This window comes from Micromonospora gifhornensis (assembly GCF_016863515.1).
Classification (GTDB): Bacteria; Actinomycetota; Actinomycetes; order Mycobacteriales; family Micromonosporaceae; genus Micromonospora; species Micromonospora gifhornensis.
The window spans coordinates 72,020-90,790 of record NZ_BOPA01000015.1; the positions used below are offsets into that span (position 1 = coordinate 72,020).

At 72.8% G+C, this 18,771-nt stretch carries 18 protein-coding genes; 13 read left to right on the forward strand and 5 right to left on the reverse strand.

All coding sequences use genetic code 11. The features are described from left to right. Positions 1-56: 56 nt before the first annotated feature. The 3 genes from Vgi01_RS10115 to Vgi01_RS10125 are packed head-to-tail and all read left to right on the forward strand — an operon-like array spanning position 57 to position 2,649. Positions 57-908 (forward strand): fumarylacetoacetate hydrolase family protein, encoded by an 852-nt coding sequence (locus Vgi01_RS10115; RefSeq protein WP_204290836.1) that lies wholly within the window; start codon positions 57-59, stop codon positions 906-908. Then, complete coding sequence (locus Vgi01_RS10120) at positions 905-1,690, forward strand: SDR family NAD(P)-dependent oxidoreductase (RefSeq protein WP_102657175.1); 786 nt, start codon at positions 905-907, stop codon at positions 1,688-1,690. The genes Vgi01_RS10115 and Vgi01_RS10120 overlap by 4 nt, the downstream gene beginning before the upstream one ends. Beyond that, complete coding sequence (locus Vgi01_RS10125) at positions 1,687-2,649, forward strand: aldo/keto reductase (RefSeq protein ID WP_102657176.1); 963 nt, start codon at positions 1,687-1,689, stop codon at positions 2,647-2,649. The genes Vgi01_RS10120 and Vgi01_RS10125 overlap by 4 nt, the downstream gene beginning before the upstream one ends. Positions 2,650-2,654: 5 nt before the next feature. Here the strand turns inward: Vgi01_RS10125 and Vgi01_RS10130 are convergent, their stop codons facing one another. Then, complete coding sequence (locus Vgi01_RS10130) at positions 2,655-5,123, reverse strand: glycoside hydrolase family 95 protein (protein ID WP_308441772.1); 2,469 nt, start codon at positions 5,121-5,123, stop codon at positions 2,655-2,657. Here Vgi01_RS10130 and Vgi01_RS10135 point away from each other — a divergent pair. Both Vgi01_RS10135 and Vgi01_RS10140 read left to right on the forward strand, forming a co-directional pair. Then, a complete protein-coding gene (locus tag Vgi01_RS10135; RefSeq protein WP_239088877.1) occupies positions 5,122-6,303 on the forward strand; it encodes a macrolide family glycosyltransferase in 1,182 nt (393 codons plus the stop codon). The genes Vgi01_RS10130 and Vgi01_RS10135 overlap by 2 nt on opposite strands. Positions 6,304-6,558: 255 nt before the next feature. Further along, positions 6,559-7,056 carry a GNAT family N-acetyltransferase gene (locus Vgi01_RS10140; RefSeq protein ID WP_204290838.1) on the forward strand — a complete coding sequence of 166 codons (498 nt, stop codon included), beginning with the start codon at positions 6,559-6,561 and terminating at the stop codon, positions 7,054-7,056. A gap of 87 nt (positions 7,057-7,143) precedes the next feature. Here the strand turns inward: Vgi01_RS10140 and Vgi01_RS10145 are convergent, their stop codons facing one another. The 4 genes from Vgi01_RS10145 to Vgi01_RS10160 all read right to left on the reverse strand — a co-directional run bounded on the left by Vgi01_RS10145 (position 7,144) and on the right by Vgi01_RS10160 (position 12,335). Then, entirely contained in the window at positions 7,144-8,589 is a 1,446-nt protein-coding gene (locus tag Vgi01_RS10145) for a PepSY-associated TM helix domain-containing protein (protein WP_204290839.1), read from the reverse strand. Between the two features lie 195 nt (positions 8,590-8,784). Next, on the reverse strand, positions 8,785-9,957 hold the full coding sequence (locus Vgi01_RS10150; protein ID WP_102657180.1) for a 4-hydroxybenzoate 3-monooxygenase: 1,173 nt from the start codon (positions 9,955-9,957) through the stop codon (positions 8,785-8,787). Positions 9,958-10,075: 118 nt separating this feature from the next. Further along, on the reverse strand, positions 10,076-10,861 hold the full coding sequence (locus Vgi01_RS10155) for an IclR family transcriptional regulator (protein WP_204290840.1): 786 nt from the start codon (positions 10,859-10,861) through the stop codon (positions 10,076-10,078). Positions 10,862-10,874: 13 nt separating this feature from the next. Next, the gene (locus Vgi01_RS10160; RefSeq protein ID WP_204290841.1) at positions 10,875-12,335 is read right to left on the reverse strand and encodes a benzaldehyde dehydrogenase; all 1,461 of its coding nucleotides are present in this window, start codon (positions 12,333-12,335) and stop codon (positions 10,875-10,877) included. Between the two features lie 250 nt (positions 12,336-12,585). Between Vgi01_RS10160 and Vgi01_RS10165 the strand changes: the two genes are divergently transcribed. Genes Vgi01_RS10165 through Vgi01_RS10200 form a run of 8 tightly spaced genes read left to right on the forward strand, consistent with a single transcriptional unit; the run spans position 12,586 to position 18,746 of the window. Beyond that, the gene (locus Vgi01_RS10165; RefSeq protein ID WP_204290842.1) at positions 12,586-13,404 is read left to right on the forward strand and encodes a CoA transferase subunit A; all 819 of its coding nucleotides are present in this window, start codon (positions 12,586-12,588) and stop codon (positions 13,402-13,404) included. Continuing rightward, positions 13,401-14,168, forward strand: coding sequence for a CoA-transferase subunit beta (locus Vgi01_RS10170; protein ID WP_239088879.1), 768 nt, complete (start codon positions 13,401-13,403; stop codon positions 14,166-14,168). Before Vgi01_RS10165 ends, Vgi01_RS10170 begins: the two co-directional genes overlap by 4 nt. Before the next feature lie 34 nt (positions 14,169-14,202). Next, positions 14,203-14,940, forward strand: a complete 738-nt coding sequence (gene pcaH / locus Vgi01_RS10175; protein ID WP_204290843.1) for a protocatechuate 3,4-dioxygenase subunit beta — start codon at positions 14,203-14,205, stop codon at positions 14,938-14,940. Next, complete coding sequence (gene pcaG, locus Vgi01_RS10180) at positions 14,933-15,502, forward strand: protocatechuate 3,4-dioxygenase subunit alpha (protein ID WP_204290844.1); 570 nt, start codon at positions 14,933-14,935, stop codon at positions 15,500-15,502. The genes pcaH and pcaG overlap by 8 nt, the downstream gene beginning before the upstream one ends. Next, a complete protein-coding gene (gene pcaB, locus Vgi01_RS10185) occupies positions 15,477-16,817 on the forward strand; it encodes a 3-carboxy-cis,cis-muconate cycloisomerase (protein ID WP_204290845.1) in 1,341 nt (446 codons plus the stop codon). Before pcaG ends, pcaB begins: the two co-directional genes overlap by 26 nt. After that, entirely contained in the window at positions 16,814-17,590 is a 777-nt protein-coding gene (gene pcaD, locus Vgi01_RS10190; protein WP_204290846.1) for a 3-oxoadipate enol-lactonase, read from the forward strand. The genes pcaB and pcaD overlap by 4 nt, the downstream gene beginning before the upstream one ends. Continuing rightward, positions 17,587-17,967 carry a 4-carboxymuconolactone decarboxylase gene (gene pcaC, locus Vgi01_RS10195; protein ID WP_013733706.1) on the forward strand — a complete coding sequence of 127 codons (381 nt, stop codon included), beginning with the start codon at positions 17,587-17,589 and terminating at the stop codon, positions 17,965-17,967. The genes pcaD and pcaC overlap by 4 nt, the downstream gene beginning before the upstream one ends. Next, positions 17,964-18,746, forward strand: a complete 783-nt coding sequence (locus tag Vgi01_RS10200; RefSeq protein WP_204290847.1) for an IclR family transcriptional regulator domain-containing protein — start codon at positions 17,964-17,966, stop codon at positions 18,744-18,746. Before pcaC ends, Vgi01_RS10200 begins: the two co-directional genes overlap by 4 nt. Positions 18,747-18,771 lie beyond the last annotated feature (25 nt).

Genomic DNA, 18,771 nt, shown 5'->3' on the forward strand with positions numbered 1-18,771 from the left:
CGATGATCCGGATAGAACCAGGGCGATAGATCCGATGTCTGGCCGGAGGGGGCACGGTGAAGCTACTGCGAGTGGGGGCGGTCGGGCAGGAGCGGCCCGCCGCACTGGACCGGGCCGGCCGACTGGTCGACCTGTCCGGCCTGGTGTCCGAGATCGACGGGGCGTTCCTCGGCGGGGACGGCATGGCCGAGGTCCGGGCGGCGGTGCACGGCGGCACGCTTCCCGAGGCCGATCCCACGGCCCGCATCGGCGCCCCGATCGCCCGACCGGGCAAGATCGTCTGTGTCGGGTTGAACTACTCCGACCACGCCGCCGAGACCGGCGCGAAGCCGCCCGCCGAGCCGGTCCTGTTCATGAAGGCGTCGAACACCGTGGTCGGGCCGAACGACCAGGTGCTCGTACCTCGGGGCAGCCGGAAGACCGACTGGGAGGTCGAGCTAGCCGTCGTCGTCGGCCGTACCGCCCGCTATCTGGCGAGCCCGGCCGAGGCGTGGGACTGCGTCGCCGGGTACACGATCTCCAACGACGTCTCGGAGCGCGAGTTCCAGCTGGAACGCGGCGGTCAGTGGGACAAGGGGAAGTCCTGCGAGACGTTCAACCCGCTCGGCCCGTGGCTGGTCACCGCCGACGAGGTGCCCGACCCGCAGCAGTTGGGCCTGCGGTGCAGTGTCAACGGCATCCTGCGCCAGGACGGCAACACCAAGAACATGATCTGTGGGGTGGCCGAGATCGTCCACTACGTCAGCCAGTTCATGGTGTTGGAGCCGGGCGACGTCATCAACACCGGCACCCCGGCCGGGGTGGCGCTCGGGATGCCCGAGCCGAAGCCGTACCTGCGCGGCGGTGACGTGATCGAGTTGGAGATCGACGGGCTCGGTCGGCAACGCCAGCCGGTCGGTACCGCGTGAGCAGGGAGTTCGCCGGGCTGTCGGCCGTGGTGACCGGCGGGGGATCGGGCATCGGCCTGGCGGTGGCCGAGCTGCTCGCCGCGCGGGGGGCCGCGGTGGCCTGCCTCGACCTCGACCCGTCGCACGTGCCCGCGCCGCTGCACGCCATCGCCTGCGACGTGGGTGACGCCGACTCGGTGAACGCGGCGGTGCGTGCCGCCGTGGACCGGCTCGGCGGGCTGGACATCCTGGTCAACAACGCCGGTGCCGGTGCGCAGGGCACCATCGAGGCCCAGTCGGACGACGAGTGGCACCGGGTGTACGACGTAAACGTCGTCGGCATCGTCCGGGTCACCCGGGCGGCCCTGCCGTACCTGCGGGTCTCCGCGTCCGCCGCCGTCGTCAACACCTGCTCGATCGCGGCGACCGCCGGCCTGCCCGGCCGGGCCCTCTACAGCGCCACGAAGGGTGCGGTGCAGGCGTTGACCCTCGCCATGGCCGCCGACCACGTCGGTGAGGGCATCCGGGTCAACTGCGTCAACCCCGGCACCGTCGACACCCCGTGGGTACGCCGCCTGGTCGACGCCGCCGACGACCCCACCGCCGAGTACGCGGCCCTGCGTGCCCGCCAGCCCATCGGACGGCTGGTCACCCCGGCCGAGGTCGCGGCGGCGGTCGCCTACCTGGCCAGCCCACTGGCCGCCGCCACCACCGGGACCGTGCTCGCCGTCGACGGCGGGATGCACGGGCTGCGGCTGCGCCCACCGACCACCACCCCCACCGCAGAATCGAGGCAGCAATGAGACGGCTCGGCCACTCGCAGGTAACCGTCAGTCCGCTCGGCTTCGGCGCGGCCGGCATCGGCAACCTGTACCGGACCGTCGACGAGCAGGGGGCGCACGCCGCCCTCGACGCGGCGTGGGAGGCGGGTATCCGCTACTTCGACACCGCCCCGCACTACGGCCTCGGCCTGTCCGAACGCCGGCTGGGCGCCGCCCTGGCCGACCGGCCTCGCGCCGAGTACACCGTGTCCACGAAGGTCGGACGGCTGCTGGTGCCCTCGCCGCAGACCGCGCACCTGCGTGACGAGGAAGGCGGCTTCGACGTGCCGGCCGACCACGTCCGCGAGTGGGACTTCAGCGCCGACGGGGTCCGCAGGTCGCTGGAGTCCAGCCTCGACCGGCTGGGTCTCGACCGCATCGACGTGGTGCTGCTGCACGACCCCGACGACCACTGGCAGCAGGCGGTCGAGCAGGCGTACCCGGCGTTGCACGACCTGCGGGCGCAGGGCGTGGTGGGTGCCATCGGCGTCGGTATGAACCAGTGGCAGATGTTGCACCGGTTCGTGGTGGAGACCGACGTCGACACCGTGATGCTCGCCGGCCGGTACACGCTGCTCGACCAGTCGGCGCAGGAGCGCCTGCTGCCCGCCTGCCAGGAACGCGGGGTGTCGGTGCTCGCCGCCGGGGTCTTCAACAGCGGCGTGCTGGCCACCGAGGAGCCAGGCAGGATGTACGACTACCGTCCGGTGCCGCAGCCGGTGTACGACCGGGCGGTCCGCATCGCCGCCACGTGTCGGCGGCACGGGGTGACCCTGCCGCAGGCGGCGATGGCCTTCGTGGCCCGGCATCCGGCGGTGGCGACCGTGGTCGTCGGGGTCAAGAGTGTTGAGCAGGTGGTGCGTAACGCCGACCTGCTCGCCAAGCCGGTGCCCGACGCGCTCTGGGACGACCTGGCGGCCGAGGGCCTGCTGACGTCCTGAGACGGTCAGCCGGGTGCCGGCTCGACAAGCACGTCCTGCCCGTCGACCCGGACGGCCACCGGGTCGCGGCGGGGTGTGCGGTCAGCGGTGATCGTGAAGTCGGTGACCCGGCCGGCCCGCCAGACACAGTCGACGCGGTAGCCGCCTCGGGCCCGCAACCCGGCGAAGCTGCCGTCGGGCCAGTGTGGTGGCAGCGCGGGCAGCAGGTGGATGGTGCCGTCGTGGCTCTGCAGCAGCATCTCGGCGATCGCCGCGGTGATGCCGAAGTTGCCGTCCAGTTGCATCGGCGGGTGGGTGCACAGCAGGTTGTCCAGGGTGTTGTGCCGCAGCAGCCCGCGGAGCATCGTCCATGCCTGCGGTGCCTGGCCCAGCCGGGCGAAGATCGCCGCCCGCCAGGGCCAGGTCCACGACCGGCGGCTGTCGCCGGTGACAGTGGTGTCGCTGACCGGGCCGCCGTCGTGCCGACCGCAGCGGGCCGTCAACGACACAAGCGCGGCGGCCGCGAACCCCGGTGACCCCGTCGGGGTGATCTCACGTCCCGGATGGACGGCGAACAGGTGCGAGGTGTGGCGGTGCCGGTCGTCCGGGTCGTCGCGATCCTCCCGCCACTCCTGGAGCTGACCCCACCTGCCGATCCGGTCCGGTGCGAGCCGCGATCGCAGGTCGGCGACGGTGGCCTGGTAGTCGTGGTCGACGTCGAGGGCGACGGCACAGTCGAGGTAGTTCTGGAACAGGTCCCGGATGATCTGGTGGTCGTACGGCACGCCGTCCTCACGTGGGCCGTGCTCCGGTGACCAGCCCTGCGGCGCGATGAGCGTGCCGGTGCCGTCGTCGACCAGCCGGTCGGTCCAGAACTCGCAGATCTCCTTGATCATCGGGTAGGCGGTGTTCCGCAGGTAGCCGACGTCCTGACCGAAGGCCCAGTGTTCGTAGAGGTGCTGGGCGTACCAGGCGCTGGCGACGGTGTTCCACTGCCACGAGTTGCCGCCGAAGATGCTCTGGCTGGTGCGGGCCGTCCACCCTCGGGTGTGCGCGCCGAAGGCGTTGCGGGTGGCGACCCGGCTCGGCACCGCCACCTGCCGGACGAACTCGACGAGTGCCCGGTGGCTGTCGCCCAGGTCGGTGGTCTCGGCGCACCAGTAGGCCATCTGGACGTTGATGTTGGTGTGGTAGTCCGCCGCCCAGGGTGGCTGGTTGCTGTCGTTCCACAGCCCCTGCAGGTTGGCGGGCAGGCCACCGGGCCGCGAGGAACTGTGCAGCAGGTACCGGCCGAGCACGAACATGGTCTGTTCCAGTTCGGGGTCGACACCGCCCGCGCGGTAGCGGGCCAGCCGCTCGTCGGTCGGCAACGCCACGACCTGGTCGGCGCTGGCACCCCAGCTCACCCGTACCCGGTCGGCCACCGTCCTGCTCTGCGCACGATGTGCCGCCCGCAGCGAGGCGTGGGGCTGTCCGGCCGCCGCGTCGAGCGCCGCGCGCACCGCCGGCTCCGGGTCCGCGCCCCGCCACCGCGCGGCGGCGTCGAGCCGGTAGTCGGTACGCGCGTCCAGCAGCAGCGTCAGCCGGGTCGCCGACCGTACCCGCAGGCGGTGGCCGTCGGTGGTGACCTGCCCGTCGGTGGCCGCCACCCGGACGGCCGCGGCGTACCGCAGCCCGTTTCCCAGCATGCCGCGAAAGGCGATGGTCGCGGCGTCCGCGGTCGCGGTCGCGTCCTGCGCGCTGGTCAGGGTGATGTCGCAGTCGAGCGCGTCGGCCCGCTCGGCTACGTAGTGCAGGACGAGCAGATCGGCGGTACGACTGGCGAACGCCTCCCGCCGGAGGACTCGACCGGGCGTACCGAAGCGGGTGGTGTGGATGCCGGTCTCCAGGTCCAGCGTCCGGCGGTAGTCGACGTCCGGCTGCTGGTGGGCGTGGAAGCGCAGGTGCAGGTCACCGAAGGCCAGGTAGCAGCCGAACCCGGTCATGCTCGGGTCGAACACGTCGTCGGGCTGCCCGGCCAGGGCGTTGTCGTAGCCGTCGACCCCACCCCACAGGCTCTGTTCGTTGAACTGGATGCGTTCGTGGTCGGGCTGACCGAAGAGCATGGCACCGAGGCGGCCGTTGCCGATCGGCAGGGCCTGGGACTGCCAGTCCACGGCGGGCCGCCGAAACCAGAGCAGATGCCGGCCGGTCGGGGTGGCGGCGGGTTGATCGGTGGCTATTGCCGGGACAGTACCGGCTGATGTTCGCGGCCGACAAGACGTACCGGTGTTTCCGGTTTGACGGCTCTGAGCTGCCGCACTAGGGTCGTACGCATGATCATCGCTTTCATGCGCCTGCGTTCCGCCTGAGGCGGCGCGCGTCGCACCGGTCGTTGACCGGTGCGACGTCGGCCCGGTGACGCCCTCACCCCCGGTGAGTGGCCCGGGCCCGGTCCGCGTCGCCTCTTCCCTCGGATGACATGTCTCTCCGACTCGACGGGACCTATCTCGAATGCGTAAACCAGCTCATATCGCCATGGTCGGCTGCACCGCGCCGAGCCACATCTACCCCTCGTTGGCGCTGATCCGCGAACTGGTCGACCGGGGACACCGGGTGACCTACGTGGTCGGCGAACCGCTCACCGGCCTGGTCGCGCCGACCGGCGCCGAGCCCATCGCCCACCCGACGATCCTGCCGCAGGGCGACACGCCGTGGCCGGAGGACCCGGCCACGGCCATGCGGGTCTTCCTCGACGAGGGCATCGCGGTGCTGCCGCAGTTGACCGCACGCTACGACGCGGACCGGCCCGACCTCGTGCTCTACGACATCGGCGGCCTGCCGGGCCCGCTGCTGGGTGAGCGGTACGGCGTGCCGGCGGTGCAACTGTCACCGACGATGGTCGCCTGGACCGGCTACCAGCAGGACATGGCCGAGTTCTTCACCGCCCTGACCTCCTCGGCGTCCGGGCGGGACTACTACGCCACCTTCGACGCCTGGCTGGCCGACCACGGCATCCACCAGGATTCGCGCACCTTCCTCACCTTCCCCCGGCGGGTGCTGTCGCTGATCCCACGGGTGATGCAACCCCACGCCGACCGGGTGCCGGAGACGGTCCGGTTCGTCGGCCCGTGCCTGGACCCGGCCCGGCTCACCGAGCCGGGATGGACGCCGCCCACCGACGGGCGGCCGGTCCTGCTGGTCTCCTTCGGTACGGCCTACAACGACCAGCTGCCGGTGTACCGGGCCTGCCTGGAAGGGTTCGCCGACTCGCCGTGGCACGTGGTCATCGCCATCGGTGACAAGGTCGACCCGGCGGACCTGGGACCGCTGCCCGGCAACGTCGAGGTGCATCGCCGGGTGCCGCAGCTGGTGGTGCTGGCCCACGCCTCGGCCTTCGTCACCCACGCCGGCATGGGCGGCTGCACCGAGGCGCTCTGGTTCGGGGTGCCCACGGTCGCGATCCCGCAGGCGGTCGACCAGTTCGCCAACGCGCAACAGTTGGCCGATGCCGGTCTCGGTCGGCTGCTGCCCGCCGAGGAGGTCACCGCCGAGACGCTGCGCGCGGCCGTTGACGCGGTCGCCGCAGACACGGCGCTGCGCGGCCGCCTGACCGAGGCCCAGTCCGAGGTACGGGCCAACGGCGGCACCGCCAAGGCGGCGGACGCGGTCGAGGACTACCTCACCGAACGCTGACCCGACCCGCCCTGCACCATGTCGGCCCGCTGTCGAGAACCCCTCGGCAGCGGGCCGGCGTGCTGCCGATGATGCGGTCCCGGCCTGCTGGCGGCGGTCCCCGTCCCGGCGGGATGCCGACTGGCGGCGGTCCCCGTCCCGGCGGGATGCCGATGATCAAGGCCGGGAGGTGCCGGAGTACGGTGAGGCGAGGGCGCGTCACGGACCCCGGAGACCGCCCCTGAGCAGGTACGGAGCGAACGAGAGCGGGGGCCGATGGCTGAGGTGGTGTTGCGGCCGATGACGGCCGCGGACGCCGACCGGGTGCTGGCGATCTATCAGGCCGGGCTGGACGGTGGGCAGGCCAGCTTCGAGACCGTCGCCCCCACCTGGGCGGCCTTCGACGCCGGGCGGTTGGCGGCGCACCGCCTGGTGGCGGTCGACGACGCCGGGACGCTGCTCGGGTGGATCGCCGTGTCGCCCACCTCGACCCGGCCGGTGTACGCAGGTGTGGTGGAACACTCCGTCTACGTCGACCCGGCGGCACAGGGCCGGGGAGTGGCCCGGCTGCTGCTCGACGGCCTGATCGCCTCGACCGAGGCGGCGGGCATCTGGACCATCCAGTCCGCGGTCTTCCCGGAGAACACCGCCAGCCTGGCGCTGCACAGTCGGGCGGGGTTCCGGGTGGTCGGCGTCCGCGAGCGGGTGGCCCGCCACCACGGCCGCTGGCGCGACGTCACACTGCTGGAACGGCGCAGCCCGGTCGTCGACTGACCCGCAGCTGTGGTGATCGACTCCGTTTCGGCGTGATGGCGGATTCGGGCGCACCCGGTTACCGCCATCGCGCCGAAACGCAGTGCCTCACCCGACGGACGTCAGGCCCGTGCGTCGTCGGGCCGCCAAGCCCAGGGCCACGTCGACGGCCAGGAAGCCGAGCAGTGTCACACCGAACCAGGGCAGGGCCCAGCCCAGCGCGGCGACCAGCGGCACGCCCGGCAGCAGCGCCCACCAGGGCAGTCCGCGCAGGGCACCCCGGGCAGGCGGGGCACCGACCAGGGCCCGCCGGTCGACCCGGGTGGGGCGGCGCTGCCACCACATGCGGTAGCCCCAGACGATGACGCAGAGCAGACCGATCGCGAGGGCGGCCAGCAGGATCTGGTTGACCGGGCCGAACAGCACACCCATGTGCGCCTGGATGCCGAGTGCGCTGAGCTTGGCCAGCAGCGGCCAGTCGGCGAAGTCGCTGCGCGCGGTCACCGTACCGGCTGCGGGGTCCACGGCCACCCGGTCCCAGCCGACCGGCCAGGTGTTGTCGGTCTGGGCGACCACCCAGGCGTCGCCGGCCTCGCCGGGGCTGATCTCGACCGGCCCGTCCAGCCCGGCGTCCCGGGCCACCGCGAGCACCCGGTCGAAGGTCGCCGGTTCGGCCGTCGGCGACGGTGCGCCGCCGTGGTGGTGTTCCCCGCCGCCGTCGGCGGGAGCGGCGGTGAGACTGGTGGACAGGGTCGGGCGGGCGGCGTCGAGCGCGGTCAGGCCGGCGGAGAAGTTGCCGCCGGCGAACCGGGACCAGGTCAGCCCGGTCGCCGAGAGGACGAGCAGGCCCACGGCGAGCCAGACGCCGAGGGTGGCGTGCCAGCCCCGGGTCCGTCGTACTCCGCGCCCGGTCGACAGGTCCGGCACCAGCAGGTGCCGCACCCGTCCCCGCCCGGTGGCGCGGCGACGCCACCACAGGATGATGCCGCCGAGCGCCAGCACCCACAGCCAACTCGCGGCGATCTCCGAGTAGTGCCGGCCGAAGGTACCGAGGTGCAGGTTGCGGTGCAGGTCGTCCAGCCAGGTCGTGACGGGGGTGGAGCCGAACCAGGTGGTCAACTGCCCGGCCACCGTGCCGGTGTACGGGTCGACGTAGACGGTGTGCTGCTTGTCGCCCAGATCCGGCAACGCGAACACCACAGCTGTCGTACGGTCTGCGGTGCCGGGTGACACGGCCACGAGGCTGCCGTCCGGGTGGGCCGCCCGGGCGGCGGTGATCTGCTCGGCCAGTGGCCGGGGCTGCTCGCCGCTCGTGGTCACGATCAACCGATCACCGTGCAGCGCCCGGTCCAGTTGCGGCGTGACGGTGTACGCCAGGCCGGTCAACGCGGCGACCACCAGAAACGGGGCGACCAGGATGCCGGCGTAGAAGTGCAGCCGCACCAGCAGCGCGGCCAGCGGGGACGACCGCCGCTGCGGCCGACCCGACGGTGGCTCGACAGTGGACGGCTCGGGAGCGGTCTCCGGCGGGCCGGAGACGTCGGTTGCAGACATGCACTTTTCCGATCGGAGTAGGAGCCTTCAGTAGCCTGGCCCGTGCCCTTCGGGTCAGTGATGCTGCGTCTCGCCCGGACGCCCGTCGCTACGGGTACCTAGTCGGCCAGCAGACGACTCCGGTTCCCGCCATCTGCGGGTGTTGTTAAGAAGGGCACCTTCCTCTACCCGAGGCGTTAATAAGGTGCCCTTCCTTCAGACGGTCGGTAGGCCGACGTAGTTTTCGGCGAGGCTTGTGGCGTACGCGGGGGAGGTGGTCAGGTAGCGCAGCGCCGACGACTGGAGTTTCGCCTCGTACGGGTCGTCGGCGTTGAGGCGGTGCAGCATCGACGTCATCCACCAGGAGAACTGCTGCGCCCGCCAGACCCGACGCAGGGCGGTACGCGAGTAGTCGTCGAGCAGGTCGGTGCGACCGTCGGCGTACCAGGCGGCGAAGGCGTCACCGAGCAGCGCCACGTCGGCCAGGGCCAGATTCATGCCCTTCGCGCCGGTGGGCGGCACGATGTGCACGGCGTCGCCGGCCAGGTACAGCCGCTGCCACTGCATCGGCTCGACCACGAAGCTGCGCAGCGGGGTGATCGCCTTCTCCAGCACCGGCCCCTCGTTGAGGCTCCAGCCCGGCACGGTCTCCAACCGGGTCCGCAGTTCGGCCCAGATCCGCTCGTCGGGCCAGTCGGCGATGTCCTCGTCCGCCGGGACCTGCAGGTAGAGCCGGGAGATCTCCGGCGAGCGCATGCTGTAGAGGGCGAAACCCCGTTCGTGGTGGGCGTAGATGAGTTCGTCGACCGCCGGCGCGGCGGCGGCCAGGACGCCCAGCCAGGCGAACGGGTAGGTGCGTTCGTAGGTGTGCAGCACCCCGTCGGGGACGGCCGAGCGGCTCACCCCGTGGAAACCGTCGCAGCCGACCACGAAGTCGCAGTGCAGTTCCTCGTCGCGCCCCTCGTACCGGTAGTGCACCACCGGCGACGGCGACTCCAGGCCGGACAGCCGGGTCGCCTCGGCGGAGAACAGGATCGTGCCACCGGCGGCCAGCCGCGCGGCGATCAGGTCCTTGACCACCTCCTGCTGCCCGTACACGGTGATCGCCCGGCCGGTCAGCTCGGTCATCGCCACCCGGTGCGACTCGCCGTCGAAGCGCAGTTCGATGCCCTCGTGGCGCAGGCCCTCCCGGTCCAGCCGGTCGCCCAGGCCGGTGGCGCGCAGCAGGTCGACCGAGCCCTGTTCGAGCACGCCGGCACGCACCCGGTGTTCCACGTAGTCGCGGCTGCGGCTCTCCAGCACCACCGAGGAGATGCCCTGCCGGTGCAGCAGGTGCGACAGCATGAGACCGGCCGGTCCCGCTCCGACGATGCCGACCTGGGTACGCATCCGTGCCTCCTTGATCGTCGGCGACCTCGTCGCCGTCTCCCACCGCCCTCAGCCTGCCCGCTGCCGACCCGGGCCGCCGCTGTCGGTTTCCATCCAGTGGAAGGCCAACCTGCGCCGGTCAGGCGGTGGCGCGCTGTGTCGCGGGCGGCTCGTCGGCCAGCCGGGCCGCCACCTGGTCGGCCGCCGCCCGCAGCGCCGGGACCAGCCGCTGCGGTGCGGCGCCCAGGCTGTGCCCGACGACGCCGATCGCGGCCAGCGCCGCGCCGTCGGGCCCCGGCACCACGACCGCGACCGAGCAGGAACCGAGGGTCATCTCCTCGTGGGTCCGCGCCCAGCCGCGCTCGCGGATCGCCGCCAGCTCGCGAGCCAGTCGACCCGGCTCCGTGATGGTGTACGGGGTGCAGCGGCGCAACGGTCCCCGCAGGTGCGCGGCGATCACCTCCGGTGGGGCGTACGCCAGCAGCGCCTTGCCGACCCCGGTGGCGTGCAGCGGCAGGCGGCCCCCGGCGCGGGAGATGGTCGGCACCGCGCGGTGCCCGGTGACCTTCTCCACGTAGAGCGCCTCGTCGCCGTCGCGGACCGCCAGGTGCACGTTCTCCCGGACCGTGGTGTACAGCTCCTGCAGGTAGGGCAGCGCCACCTCGCGCAGTTGGCCGTGCAGCGGCGAGAGCAGCCCGATCTCCCACAGCCGCACCCCGATGCGGTAGGTGCCGTCGACGCCGCGCGCCAACGCCCGGCCGGTCACCAGTTCGGCGACCAGCCGGTGCGTGGTGGCCAACGGCAGGCCGCTGCGCCGGGCGATGTCGCTGAGCGTCAACGCCGGATGGGCCGCGTCGAACGCGCCGAGCACGGCCAGCACCCGCGAGGTCACCGACGCGCCGGGGGAGCGGCTGCCGCCCGCCACTGTTGCCCCCGACTCAGAACGGGTAACGGGTGATGTCACCCTGCACGGTCAACCACTGCGTCTCGGTGAACGCCTCCACATTGGCCGCCGCGCCGCCGAAGCGGGAGCCGGTGCCGGAGGCGCGGACCCCACCGAACGGGGCCACCGCCTCGTCGCTGACCGTCTGGTCGTTGATGTGCACGATGCCGCTGGGGATCCGATCGGCCAGGGCCAGCGCCTTCGGCACGTCCCGGCTGAGGATGCCGAGCGACAAGCCGTACTCGGTGTCGGCGGCCAGGGCGGCGGCCTCGTCCAGGTCGGTGAAGCTGAGCACCGGCGCGACCGGCCCGAAGACCTCCTGCGCATACGCCGGGGTGGCCGGGGTGACGTCGGCGAGCACGGTCGGGCGGTAGAACAGCCCGTCGTAGCGGCCACCGGCGGCCAACCGCGCGCCCGCGTCGACGCTCGCGGTGACAAGTGAGTGGATCTTGTCGCGTTGGGTCTCGTCGATGATCGGCCCGAGCGCCACCTGTTCCTTGGTCGGGTCGCCGACGGGCAGGTGGTCGGCTTTCTCGGCGAGGGCCTCGACGTAACGCTCGACCAGGCTGGCGTGCACCAGGTGCCGGCCGGTGGTCATGCAGATCTGCCCCTGGTGCAGGAAGGAACCCCAGGCGCCGGCCGAGACGGCGAGGTCCAGATCGGCGTCGTCGAGCACGACCAGGGCAGAGTTGCCGCCGAGTTCCAGGTGGGCCCGCTTGAGGTGCCGGGCGGCGGCCTCGCCGACCTTGCGGCCCGCGGCGGTCGACCCGGTGAAGCTGATCACCCGTACGTGTGGATCGGCGACCAGCGCCGCCCCGGTGTCCGCCCCGCCGGGCAGCACGTGCAGCAGCCCGTCGGGCAGCCCGGCCTCGGCGAAGACGGCGGCCAGCGTCAACCCGCCCGACACCGCCGTACGTAGGTCGGGTTTGAGCACCACGGCGTTGCCCAGCGCCAGGGCCGGCGCGACCGAGCGGATGGCCAGGATCAGCGGGAAGTTGAACGGCGCGATCACCCCGACCACGCCGACGGGCAGGCGTCGGGCCAGGCTCAGACGTGGCTGCGCGCTCGGGATGATCTCGCCCAGCGGATGCGAGGCCAGGGCTGCCGCCTCGTAGCACTCCTGCGCGGCGGTGCTGGTCTCGACGCCGGCCTTCGGCGGGATCGACCCTGCCTCGCGGACGATCCAGTCGCCGACCTCGGCGGCGTGCTGCTCCCACAGCGCACCGGCCCGGCGCAGCACCGCGGCCCGGTCCTGGTAGCTGGTGGCGGCCCAGGCGCGCTGCGCCTGCGCGGCCCGCACGGCGGCCCGGGCGACGTCGGTGGCGTCGGCAACGCCGACCCGACCGATCTCCTCGCCGGTGGCCGGGGAACGGACCGCGGCGGTGCCGCCGGCCGCCTCCACCCAGCCGTCGCTGTAGAGCGTGCCGTGCCAGGCGCCGGTGTCGAGCAGGGACATGGTGATCCTCCTTGCGGGGTGGGGGTGTGGTCCGGAGGAGCGCTCCACAGGCTGTTCGGAAACCGAACGATCGTTCTCGTTCAGAACATGGCACGGCCCGTCGGGCTAGTCAACGCATGCTGTGGACATTCCGCGCACCGGAATCCGACGCGTTGACGGACGTCGGCCCGGGCCACTACGTTCGAGATGTGTACGCGAGTCCGCATGCCGAACACCGGCGGCGGCCCTGGACCCGGGAGGGCGGAAGCTGATGGCGAAGCTCGTCTCGCTGGCCGAAGGCGTCGCGGAGCTGGTCCGCGACGGGGACACGGTGGCGTTGGAAGGCTTCACCCACCTCATCCCGTTCGCTGCCGGCCACGAGATCATCCGACAACGACGGCGCGATCTGACCCTGGTCCGGATGACCCCCGACGTCATCTACGACCAGCTCATCGGTGCCGGCTGTGCCCGTCGGCTGGTCTTCTCCTGGGGCGGCAACCCGGGCGTCGGCTCCCTGCACCGGTTCCGCGACGCCGTGCAGAACTCCTGGCCGGTGCCGCTGGAACTGGAGGAACACAGCCACGCCGGGATGGCCAACCGGTATGTCGCCGGCGCCAGCGGCCTGCCCTTCGCCGTGCTGCGCGGCTACACCGGCACCGACCTGCCCCGGCACACCGCAAACATCCGCCCGATCGAATGCCCCTTCACCGGGGAGACGTTGACCGCCGTCGCCGCCCTGCGACCCGACGTGACAGTGGTGCACGCCCAACGTGCCGACCCCGCCGGCAACGTGCAGATGTGGGGCATCACCGGGGTGCAGAAGGAGGCGGTGCTGGCCGCCCGGCGGTCGCTGGTCACCGTCGAGGAGATCGTCGACGACCTCGATCCGGTACCCGGGCAGGTGATCCTGCCGGGCTGGGCAGTCACCGCCGTGGCGCACGTCCCCGGCGGCGCGCACCCGTCGTACACCCAGGGATACTCGGTGCGGGACAACGACTTCTACCGGGCCTGGGACGCGATCAGCCGGGAACGCGCCAGCTTCGAGGAGTGGATCGCCCGGCACGTGCGCGATGTGGAGGTGCCGGCGTGAGCGCCGACTACAGTTCCGACGAGATGATGACCGTGGCCGCCGCCCGACAGTTGCGCGACGGCACCGCCTGCTTCGTCGGCATCGGGCTACCCAGCACCGCCGCCAACCTGGCCCGGGTCACCCACGCCCCGAACCTGGTGCTCATCTACGAGTCGGGCTGCCTCGGCGCCAAACCCGACCGGCTACCACTGTCCATCGGCGACGGTGTGCTCGCCGACACCGCCGACGCGGTGGTCTCCGTGCCCGAGGTCTTCAACTACTGGCTGCAACCCGGCCGCATCGACGTCGGGTTCCTCGGTGCCGCCCAACTCGACAGGTACGGCAACATCAACACCACGGTCATCGGCGGCGACTACACCGACCCGAAGGTCCGCCTGCCCGGCGCCGGTGGCGCTCCGGAGATCGCCGCCTCCTGCGGCGAGGTGGTCGTCATCGTCCGGCAGAGCCTGCGTACGTTCATCGACCGGGTCGACTTCGTCACCTCGGTCGGGTACGGCGCCGGTCCGGGCTACCGGGCCCGGCTCGGACTGCGCGGCGGCGGCCCGAAGACCGTCATCACCGATCTGGGTGTGCTCACCGCCGACCCGGTGACCTGCGAACTCACCCTCACCCGGCTGCATCCCGGCGTCACCGTCGACCAGGTCCGTGCCGCCACCGGCTGGCCGCTGGCCGTCGCCGACGAGGTGAGCACCGGCGAGCCACCCAGCACCGACGAACTCACCGTGCTGCGCGCCCTGGAAGCCACCAAGAAGGCCGGGGTGTGATGAAGCGTCGTCCGGCAAGCCCGAAGGGGACCTGATGAGCGAGACCACCCGGAAGCTGCTGCTGCCCGGCTACCGGCGCGACGACGTCGAGGCCCACCCGCCGCTGCTCAGCCCCGGCTACAAGTCCACAGTCATCCGCGCGCCGCAGCAGCCGCTGACCTACCTGCCGCAGCGGCTCACCGAGATCACCGGCCCGCTGCTCGGCGAGGGACGCCTCGGCGAACTCGACCACGACCTGACCCGGCAGCACGACGGCGAGCCCCAGGGGCAGCGGATCATCGTGCACGGTCGGGTCCTCGACGGCGACGGCCGGGCCGTGCCGCACAGCCTGGTGGAGATCTGGCAGGCCAACGCCGCCGGCCGGTACCGGCACGCCATCGACAACTGGCCCGCCCCGCTGGACCCCCACTTCACAGGCGTCGGGCGTACCCTCACCGACGACCAGGGGCGCTACGAGTTCGTCACCGTGCAGCCCGGTGCCTACCCGTGGCGTAACCACGACAACGCCTGGCGGCCCGCGCACATCCACTTCTCGCTGTTCGGCCGGGCCTTCACGCAGCGCCTGGTGACCCAGATGTACTTCCCCGGCGACCCGCTGTTCTCCCAGGACCCGATCTTCAACTCGGTCCGCGACCCGCAGGCCCGCGAGCGGATGGTGGCCCGCTACGACCATGCCGCCACCCGGCCGGAGTGGGCGCTGGCCTACCGGTTCGACATCGTGCTGCGGGGCCGGGAGGCCACCCCCTTCGAGGACGAGGACGACGATGAGTGAGCGCCTGGGCGTCACGCCCGCCCAGACCGTCGGGCCGTACCTGCACATCGGTCTGAGCTGGCCGGACGGCCCGTACGTGGTGCCCGAGGGCACCCCGGGGGCGTTCTGGATCCGGGGCCGGATCGTCGACGGCACCGGCGCACCGGTCGGCGACGCGATGGTGGAGAGCTGGCAGGCCGACCCGGACGGGCACTTCGACCACCCCGACGACCCGCGCGGCGCCCGCGCGGCCACCGTGCCCGGCTTCCGGGGCTTCGGCCGCGCCGACACCGACGCCGAGGGTTGGTACGCGCTGCACACCGTCCGACCCGGACCGCTGCCCACCCCCGACGGCGAGACCGAGGCGCCGCACCTGAACCTGTCGGTGTTCGGCCGGGGACTGCTGCACCGCCTGGTCACCCGGATCTACTTCCCGGACGAACCGGCCAACGCCGCCGACCCGGTGTTGCGTACCGTCGACCCCGGCCGCCGCGACACGCTCGTGGCCCGTCCGGCTGCGGACGGCTACCAGTTCGACATCCGCCTGCAGGGAGAGCATGAAACCGTCTTCTTCGCCGTCTGAGTCGCTGCTGCGCGGCCTGTCCGGCGCGGTCGACGTCGACGCCGAACTCGACGACAGCCACCTGTTGCAGGCGCTGCTGGACGCCGAGGCGGCGCTCGCCCGCGCCGGTGCCGACGCCGGTCTGCTGCCCGGGCCGGTCGCCGACGAGATCGCCCGGCACTGCCACGCCGACCGGTACGACCCGGCGGCGCTCGGCACGGCCGCCGACGCCGCCGGCAATCCCGTCGTCCCGCTGGTACGCGAGCTGACCGCCGCCGTCGCCCCACCCGCCCGCCCCTGGGTGCACCACGGCGCGACCAGCCAGGACATCCTCGACAGCGCCCTGGCCCTGGTGGTCACCCGGGCCGCCGGGCCGCTGCTGCGTCACCTCGACGCCGCCACCGATGCCGCTGCCGGGCTCACCCGCGCCCACCGCGACACCGTGATGGTGGCCCGCACCCTCGGTCAGCAGGCCGCCCCCACCACCTTCGGGCTCAAGGCGGCCGGCTGGCTGCTCGGCCTGCACGACGCCCGGACCCGGCTGGCGCAGGCGCGGACCGCGCTGCCCGCACAGCTCGGCGGGGCGGTGGGCACCCTCGCCGGGTACGGGCCGAGCGGTCTGGTCGTGGCGGACCGGTTCGCCGCCCACCTGGGCCTGGCGGCCGGCCCACTGCCCTGGCACACCCGCCGCCAGCCGGTGCTCGACCTGGCCGCCGCGCTCGGCGGGCTGCTCGCCGCCGCCGGCAAGGTCGCCCTCGACGTCGGACTGCTCGCCCAGACCGAGGTCGGCGAGGTCGCCGAGGGCGGTCCGGGGCGCGGCGGCTCGTCGGCCATGCCGCACAAACGCAACCCGGTCGACTCGGTGCTGGTCACCGCCGCCGCCCGACGCGGCCCCGGCCTCGTCGGCACCCTGTTCGCCGCCGCCGGTCAGGAACACGAACGGGCCACCGGCGGCTGGCACGCCGAATGGGAACCCCTGCTCGACCTGCTGCACCTCGCCGGCGGGGCGGCCGCCCGTACCGCCCGGATGCTCGGCAACCTGCGGGTACACCCGCAGCGGATGCGCGCCAACCTCGACGCCACCGGCGGCCTGCTGCTCGCCGAGGCCGTCGCCACCCGGCTGGCACCGGCGCTGGGCCGGGCCGCCGCACACGACCTGGTCGCCCGGGCGGCCACCGCCGCCTCCTTCCGGGACGCCCTGCTCGCCGACCCGGACGTACGGGCTCACCTGTCGGTGGCCGACGTCGACGCGGCACTGGACCCGGCCGGCTGGCTCGGCAGCGCGGCCACGCTTGTCGACCGCGCCCTGGAGACCTACGAGCGGGGGACCGGATGACACTGCACGCCACCGTCGACGGGCCGCCGGATGCGCCGGTGCTGCTGCTGGGCAGTTCCCTGGGCACCACCGGAGCCATGTGGCAACCGCAGGTGGCCGCCCTCGCGGACCGGTTCCGGGTGGTCCGCTACGACCACCTCGGTCACGGCGGCTCACCGGTACCGCCCGGGCCGTACACCATCGACCTGCTCGGCCGGGAGGTGCTGGGGCTGCTCGACCACCTGGGGGTGGGGTCCGCGCACTACGCCGGGCTCTCCCTCGGCGGCATGGTCGGCATGTGGCTGGCCGCGCACGCCCCCGAGCGGATCGACCGGCTCGCCCTGCTCTGCACCTCGGCCTGCCTGGGCCCGGCCGAGGTGTGGCGGGCCCGGGCGGCCGGTGTCCGCGCCGGACAGCTGGGCAGCCTCGCCGACACCGTGGTGTCCCGCTGGTTCACCCCGGGCTTCGCCGCCGCCCGACCCGACACGGTCGCCGGCTACCGGGACATGCTGACCGCAACCCCGCCGGCCGGCTACGCCGCCTGCTGCGAGGCGATCGCCGCCATGGACCTGCGCGCCGACCTGGCGGCCGTGCGCGCACCGACCCTGGTGATCGGCGCGGCCGACGATCCGGCCACCCCACCCGAGCACGCCGCCGACATCGCCGAACGGATCCCGGCCGCGCGGCTGGCCGTCGTCGACGACGCCGCGCACCTGGCAAACGTCGAACAGCCCGCCGCCGTGGCCCGGCTGCTGCGCGCCCACTTCGAGCCGGAGGGCGGGACGAACCCGTGAACGACAAGCAGCGACACGACGCCGGCATGGCCGTACGTCGGCAGGTGCTCGGCGACGCGCACGTCGACCGGGCCGTGGCCAACACCGACGAGTTCACCGCCGACTTCCAGGACCTGATCACCCGCTACGCCTGGGGCGAGATCTGGACCCGCGACGGCCTGGACCGGCGCACCCGCAGCTGCATCACCCTCGCCGTGCTGGCCACCCTGCACCACGACGAGGAACTGGCGATGCACGTACGCGCCGCGCTGCGCAACGGACTGACCCCGCAGGAGGTCCGCGAGGTGCTGCTCCAGGTCGCCGTCTACGCTGGCGTACCGGCCGCGAACCGGGCGTTCAAGGTGGCTCAGGAAACCCTGCGGCAGGAGGACCGGTGACCGACGCGGCGCGATCGGGGGAGTTCGTCCAGTCCCTGGAACGGGGCCTGGCCGTGATCCGCGCGTTCGACGCCGAACACCCGCAACTCACGCTCAGCGAGGTGGCCCGCGCCACCGGACTGACCCGGGCCGCCGCCCGCCGGTTCCTGCTCACCCTCGTCGAGCTGGGCTACGTGCACACCGACGGACGACTGTTCGCCCTGCGACCGCGCATCCTCGACCTCGGCTACGCCTACCTGTCCAGCCTGAGCCTGCCGGAGGTCGCCCAGCCGCACATGGAGGCGCTTGTCGCGCAGGTGCACGAGTCCTGCTCGGTGTCCGTCCTCGACGGCGACGAGGTGGTCTACGTGGCCCGGGTACCCACCAAACGGATCATGACGGTCGGGATCAGCGTCGGCACCCGGTTCCCCGCGTACGCCACCTCGATGGGGCGCGTGCTGCTGGCCGCCCAGCCGACCGACTGGCTGGACGACTACCTCGCCACGGCGCAGCTGCGGGCGTTGACCCGGCGGACCATCACCGACCCGGCGAAGCTGCGTACCACCCTGAACCGGATCGCCGGGCAGGGCTACGCCATCGTCGACCAGGAGTTGGAGGAGGGGCTGCGGTCGCTGGCCGCACCGATCCACGGCGACGACGGCGCGGTGGTCGCCGCGGTCAACGTCTCCGCCCACGCCAGTCGCGGCACCTTCGATGCGATCCGTCGAGAACTGCTGCCACCGTTGCTGGAAACCGCCCGCCGGATCGAGGAGGACCTGGCCGCCGGCTCCCGCCGGTGACCGGCTGCGCCGTCGGCTCCCGCCG

Coding starts and splice junctions, on each gene's coding strand:
- Vgi01_RS10125 (WP_102657176.1), top strand. CDS start 1,687: ATGAGACGGCTCGGCCACTCGCAGGTAACCGTCAGTCCGCTCGGCTTC.
- Vgi01_RS10165 (WP_204290842.1), top strand. CDS start 12,586: ATGGCGAAGCTCGTCTCGCTGGCCGAAGGCGTCGCGGAGCTGGTCCGC.
- pcaB (WP_204290845.1), top strand. CDS start 15,477: ATGAAACCGTCTTCTTCGCCGTCTGAGTCGCTGCTGCGCGGCCTGTCC.
- Vgi01_RS10150 (WP_102657180.1), bottom strand. CDS start 9,957: ATGCGTACCCAGGTCGGCATCGTCGGAGCGGGACCGGCCGGTCTCATG.
- pcaD (WP_204290846.1), top strand. CDS start 16,814: ATGACACTGCACGCCACCGTCGACGGGCCGCCGGATGCGCCGGTGCTG.
- Vgi01_RS10160 (WP_204290841.1), bottom strand. CDS start 12,335: ATGTCCCTGCTCGACACCGGCGCCTGGCACGGCACGCTCTACAGCGAC.
- Vgi01_RS10140 (WP_204290838.1), top strand. CDS start 6,559: ATGGCTGAGGTGGTGTTGCGGCCGATGACGGCCGCGGACGCCGACCGG.
- pcaG (WP_204290844.1), top strand. CDS start 14,933: ATGAGTGAGCGCCTGGGCGTCACGCCCGCCCAGACCGTCGGGCCGTAC.
- Vgi01_RS10135 (WP_239088877.1), top strand. CDS start 5,122: ATGCGTAAACCAGCTCATATCGCCATGGTCGGCTGCACCGCGCCGAGC.
- Vgi01_RS10145 (WP_204290839.1), bottom strand. CDS start 8,589: ATGTCTGCAACCGACGTCTCCGGCCCGCCGGAGACCGCTCCCGAGCCG.
- pcaH (WP_204290843.1), top strand. CDS start 14,203: ATGAGCGAGACCACCCGGAAGCTGCTGCTGCCCGGCTACCGGCGCGAC.